Origin of the sequence: Rothia sp. HMSC075F09, assembly GCF_001810515.1 — a bacterium.
Taxonomy (GTDB): Bacteria; Actinomycetota; Actinomycetes; order Actinomycetales; family Micrococcaceae; genus Rothia.
This window is the reverse complement of sequence record NZ_KV801788.1, coordinates 1-373: the sequence shown is the minus strand read 5'-3', so window position 1 is coordinate 373 and position 373 is coordinate 1. Positions and strand designations below refer to the sequence as shown.

Genomic DNA, 373 nt, shown 5'->3' with positions numbered 1-373 from the left:
CAGTTAGGAGAAAATCATGTATGAGGTCAAGGGTAGCTATACCGGCAACGTAGCGGTTCAGCTTGCCATGAGCGAGGCACCCGGCGCGGAAGCCTTTACGCCCCTGTTGGAAGAGGCCAAGAGCTACATTAAGTTCTTCGACACCCCGCAGGAGCAGCAACTAGAAATGCTTTGGATGCTGGAGCGGGCGGGCTTCACGATTCTTAGCACGTCCTCCACGTTTGGAGCCGAGCAGCACGACCCGGTAAATGGTCATTGGGCGGTGACTTTCGCGGGCTAATCGAAGCAGTCAGGGGGGGCGGTTCAGGGGAAACCTTGGGCCGCCCCTCCTGCACTTTCTGGCGCACCTGGCGCGCTGAAATTCTCTCGAAAT

1 protein-coding gene is annotated in these 373 nt (G+C 57.6%); it reads left to right on the top strand.

All coding sequences use genetic code 11. The features are described 5' to 3' along the window. The first annotated feature begins 16 nt into the window (after positions 1–16). Positions 17–280: a hypothetical protein gene (locus tag HMPREF2749_RS04915; RefSeq protein WP_070593582.1), complete on the top strand. Its 264-nt coding sequence runs from the start codon at positions 17–19 to the stop codon at positions 278–280. Positions 281–373: the final 93 nt, after the last annotated feature.